We start from the raw sequence: 4,497 nt of genomic DNA, 5'->3' as shown, positions 1-4,497 counted from the left end.
CCCCTGGTGAGCTCACTGGCGGACATCGCGTTGTTCACGGTGTTGTTCACCGACGGGCAGCGGGCGAGCCTGCCGGCGTTGCGGGAGAGTTGGCGGCTCTCGGGCCGCGCGCTCGGACTGGGCATGCCGTTGGCGATGGCCGGGGTCGCCGTGCCCGCGCATTTCCTGGTGGGCCTGGACTGGCCGACCGCGTTGCTGGTGGGCGCGATTCTCTCGCCCACGGATCCGGTGTTCGCCTCGGCGATCGTGGGCCGCCCGGATGTGCCGTTGCGGCTGCGCCGGCTGCTCAACGTCGAATCCGGGCTCAACGACGGCCTGGCGCTGCCGTTCGTACTGATCTTCCTGGCGACGGCCGCGCACGAACGGTCACATCTAGGCATCGTGGCGATCGAACTGGTCGCGGGCCTGGCGTTGGGGATCGTCATACCGGCCCTGGTGACGCTGGCGTGGCGGACGCGGCTGCTGACCGCCGAGCCGCGGTTGCAGGCGCTGGGACCGGTGGCGATCGCGGTGCTGCTGTATGCCGCCTGTCACCTGACCGGGGCGAACCCGTATCTTGCCGCGTTCGCCGCCGGGTCGACGCTGGCGACGCTGGACCGGGTGGCCGCCGAGCGTTTCGAGCCGTTCGGCGATCTGGTCTCGGAGATCACCAAGTTCGCGGCGCTGCTGGTGTTCGGGGCGCTGATCACGCCCGAACGCCTCGCGCACCTCACGGTCGGGGGCTGGGCGCTGGCAGTGGTGGCGATCGTGCTGGTGCGCCCGGCGTCGATGGTGCTGTCACTGGTGGGGACGCCGCTGTCGAGACGTGAGCGGGCGACCGCTGCGTGGTTCGGGCCGAAGGGGTTCGCCTCGGTCGTATACGGGCTGCTGGCACTGCAATCCGGCATCCCCGGCGCCGAGATGGTGTTCGACCTGGTCGCGGTCACGATCGCGCTGTCGATCGTGCTGCACTCCTCCACGGACGTGCCGGTGGCGCGCGCCCTGCGGGTCGAACCACCCGACAACCTGCCCACCGGCACGCCCGAGCGTGACAACGCCTCCGCCTCCGGTCAAGAACGCGACAAGTCGAGTGGGGAGCGGGGGCATGACTGATCGGTTCGTCGTAGTCTCGCGTTATGCATGCGTCGGAGATGGCCGAGGAGTTCCCGGTCGTCGGAGTGGATTCGGATGCGCTGGAGGCGGTGCGGCTGCTGGCCGAGCGGCGGCTGCCCGGCATCGTGGTCACCGACGCCTCCGGCTGCCCGTGCTCGATCCTGCCCGCCTCGCAGGTGGTGCGGTTCCTCGTGCCACGCTATGTGCAGGACGATCCTTCCCTGGCCGGGGTGCTGTCGGAGTCGATGGCCGACAGGGTCGCCGACAAGCTGGCCGGCAAGACCGTCAAGGCCCTGCTGCCCGAGGAGAGGACCGAGCTACCGACGGTGAACGCCGACGACACCATCGTCGAGGTCGCGGCGGTGATGGCTCGCTTGCGCTGCCCGCTGGCCGCGGTGGTGGCCGACCGCGACCTGGTCGGGGTGATCACCGCGTCCCGGCTGCTGGAACTGGCGCTGGCCCCGCGCTGATCACACCGCGCACACCGGGCTCGCGGAGCGGGGCCGCGCGGTGAGCACCATCGCCGCGATCACCGTGTTCGTGGTGGCCTATCTGCTGATCGCCACCGAACGCGTCCCGAAGACGGCGGCCGCGCTGGCCGGGGCCGGGCTCGTGCTCGCGCTCGGCGTGGTCGGCTCGGACGAGGTCTTCTACTCCCGCGACACCGGAATCGACTGGGACGTCATCTTCCTGCTGCTGGGAATGATGATCATCGTCGGGGTGCTGCGCCGCACCGGTGTGTTCGAGTACACCGCGATCTGGGCGGCCAAACGCGCCAAGGGCTCCCCGATGCGCGTGATGATCCTGCTGGTGCTGATCACCGCGATCGCCTCGGCATTCCTGGACAACGTCACCACCGTGCTGCTGATCGCCCCAGTCACGCTGCTGGTGTGCGACCGGCTCGGGATCAGCCCCGTGCCGTTCCTGATCGCCGAGGTACTCGCCTCCAACATCGGCGGCACCGCGACGCTGATCGGTGACCCGCCGAACATCATCATCGGCAGCCGCGCGGGCCTGACGTTCAACGACTTCCTGGTGAACATGGCGCCGATCGTGGCGATCGAACTCGTAGCGCTCGTCGTCGTCCTCCCCTGGGTGTTCCGCGGCTCCTTCTCCGTTGATCCACGGCGGGTCGCGGACGTGATGGCGCTGAACGAACGGGAGGCGATCCGCGACACCCGGCTGCTGATCCAGTGCGCCGTGGTGCTGGCGGCGGTGTTCGCCGGGTTCATCGGGCACTCGGTGTTCCACCTCGCCCCCTCCGTGGTCGCGCTGCTGGGGGCCGGGGTGCTGGTGCTGCTCTCCCGCACCCAGCCGAAGGACTACCTGGCGGGGGTCGAATGGGAAACGCTGCTGTTCTTCGCCGGCCTGTTCGTCATGATCGGGGCCCTGGTGCACACCGGGGTCATCGCCGATCTGGCCAGGCTCGCGGCGAACGCCACCGGCGGCAACGCCCTGGTCGCGGTGATGCTCATCCTCGGCGTCTCGGCGCTGCTGTCCGGAGTGATCGACAACATCCCCTACGTCGCCACCATGAGCCCGCTCGTCGCGGATCTGGTGCGCGACATCGGCAATCCCGCCCACGCCGAGGCGCTGTGGTGGTCGCTGGCCCTGGGCGCGGACTTCGGCGGCAATCTCACCGCCGTCGGCGCCAGCGCCAACGTCGTCATGCTCGGCATCGCCCGACGCGAAGGCTTCCCGATCTCGTTCTGGGAGTTCACCAGGAAAGGGGCGATCGTCACCGCCCTCACCGTCCTGCTCGCCGCCCCGTACCTGTGGCTGCGCTACTTCCTGCTGTCCTAGAAGGCCATGACCGCGGTACCGTCACCCTCGACACGAGCACACGACGGAGTGGCGCCACACATGACCCACCTGCTGCCGACCCTCGCACTGATCGCCACGTTCCTGCTGATCACACTCGGCCTGCGGACAGCCCACAAGCGACACCTTCGGTGAGCGCTTCCCAGCATCGCTGAGTGATTGGAACCTCGCGGCGTTCTTCCAGGACTCGCCCCGCAGGCTGCTCGGTTATTCGACGATCAGTCAGGTCGGATACGCGCTGATGGCGGTGGCCGTCGCGGGCCGCACCCCACTGGCGCAGCAGGCCCTGCTGTTCTTCCTCGCCGCCTACGCGGTGACCAACCTGGGTGCTTTCGCCGTGCTGGCGGAACTGCCCGCCGCACGCACGCTGAACGACTTCTCCGGGTTCGTACGCAGGCACCCGGGCCTGGGCGCGAGCCTGCTGGTGGCGCTGCTCGGTTTCGTCGGCACACCACCCCACCGCGATCTTCATCGGCAAACTGACCCTGTTCAGCGCGGCCGGTGATGCGGGACTGGGCTGGCTGGTCGTCGTCGCCGCGGTCAACACCGTCGCGAGCCTGTTCTACTACCTGCGCTGGATCGCCCCGGCACTACTGCGCGCCCCCACCTCACCGCGAGCCTTCGAACCCGCAGGCAGATGGAGCCGGTGGACCGCCTACCTCGCCGCGATCGGCTCGCTCGCCCTCGGCCTGGGCTCCGGCGCCGGAATCGCCCTGGTCACCGGCCCGCTCACCGGCAGCTGACGAGCCGGTCAGGTTCACCGGCGGGAGGCCAGGACCGCGGCGACGTCGTGCGGATAGGTCCGCGCCGCCACGAGTGCACCCGCACCGGCCAGCACGAGCGAGACAAGGCAAATGAGGAACGTGTAGGCCAGGCCGTCGGGGCCGGTGAACACCCTGTCGGACAGGTAGCCGAAAAGCACCGGTGCCCCGGCCTCCGCCAGTGTCCTCGCCGCGGTACGGATCGCCTGGACAAGGAGTACGCTTCAGCCTCGCTCGATTGCACGGGAGCAGTTAATGCCGCTGGCTTCCTCATCAGCGAAGCGCACACTCACATCTCAGAGTAGCACCAATAAATTTCATCGAGACAATTTCATTCCACGGTTCGAATCCTGCCGACAGTTCAAACCTGCGCATGTCGGCCGCCGGCTGCGTTCGTAGCCACCACTCCCCCATCATCGGGCACCCCGCCTCGACCGCCGCTCCATCTCCAACGGCACATCAGCGCGAATCAGCAACCCATCAGGCAAAACGAGTGGTGTGATAGCTGCTGGAATCGCACCGGGGGCACAGCGCCTGACCTGCGGTTTCGCTCACTTCAAGATCTACTCACTGCCCCTTTGGGCATGTGCGGGGGCATGAGTGTCCGCGTAGCGCCCACGTCATGGCTGACAACGAGGCGCAGACCGCAAGCGCGGCAACATCGAAGACGCGGTGTCGCACTACGAGTGCGCCTCTACGCCGGGCTCGATCCCGTCACGAGTAAGCGGGTGTACCTCCGCGCCCGAATGCTGGAGAGCCTCTACACGGAGCTACTCCGCTGCCGCTCGCGCTGCGACCGCAAACCCACCGACCATGATCAACC

The 4,497-nt window shown here is 68.3% G+C and carries 5 protein-coding genes; 4 read left to right on the top strand and 1 reads right to left on the bottom strand.

The features are described 5' to 3' along the window. The 4 genes from FNH05_RS33080 to FNH05_RS39585 all read left to right on the top strand — a co-directional run. Nucleotides 1-1,092, top strand: a 1,092-nt coding sequence (locus FNH05_RS33080; RefSeq protein WP_144592787.1) for a cation:proton antiporter, incomplete at its 5' end; no start/stop codon positions are given. A 23-nt stretch (nucleotides 1,093-1,115) separates the two neighbouring features. Then, a complete protein-coding gene (locus FNH05_RS33075) occupies nucleotides 1,116-1,562 on the top strand; it encodes a CBS domain-containing protein (RefSeq protein WP_144592786.1) in 447 nt (148 codons plus the stop codon). A 40-nt stretch (nucleotides 1,563-1,602) separates the two neighbouring features. Further along, the gene (locus FNH05_RS33070; protein WP_144592785.1) at nucleotides 1,603-2,895 is read left to right on the top strand and encodes an ArsB/NhaD family transporter; all 1,293 of its coding nucleotides are present in this window, start codon (nucleotides 1,603-1,605) and stop codon (nucleotides 2,893-2,895) included. A gap of 169 nt (nucleotides 2,896-3,064) precedes the next feature. Beyond that, complete coding sequence (locus FNH05_RS39585) at nucleotides 3,065-3,418, top strand: proton-conducting transporter transmembrane domain-containing protein (protein ID WP_342781644.1); 354 nt, start codon at nucleotides 3,065-3,067, stop codon at nucleotides 3,416-3,418. Between the two features lie 252 nt (nucleotides 3,419-3,670). On the opposite strand, the gene FNH05_RS38465 is transcribed toward FNH05_RS39585, so the two are convergent. Then, nucleotides 3,671-3,835 carry a hypothetical protein gene (locus FNH05_RS38465; RefSeq protein WP_186382857.1) on the bottom strand — a complete coding sequence of 55 codons (165 nt, stop codon included), beginning with the start codon at nucleotides 3,833-3,835 and terminating at the stop codon, nucleotides 3,671-3,673. Nucleotides 3,836-4,497: the final 662 nt, after the last annotated feature.

Source organism: Amycolatopsis rhizosphaerae (assembly GCF_007713715.1).
Taxonomy (GTDB): Bacteria; Actinomycetota; Actinomycetes; order Mycobacteriales; family Pseudonocardiaceae; genus Amycolatopsis_E; species Amycolatopsis_E rhizosphaerae.
Note: the sequence above shows the minus strand (reverse complement) of the source record. Positions and strands in the feature narration are given on the sequence as shown.

Bases quoted from the DNA above. Each gene is read 5' to 3' on its own strand.
- FNH05_RS33075 (WP_144592786.1), top strand. From the start codon at position 1,116: ATGCATGCGTCGGAGATGGCCGAGGAGTTCCCGGTCGTCGGAGTGGAT.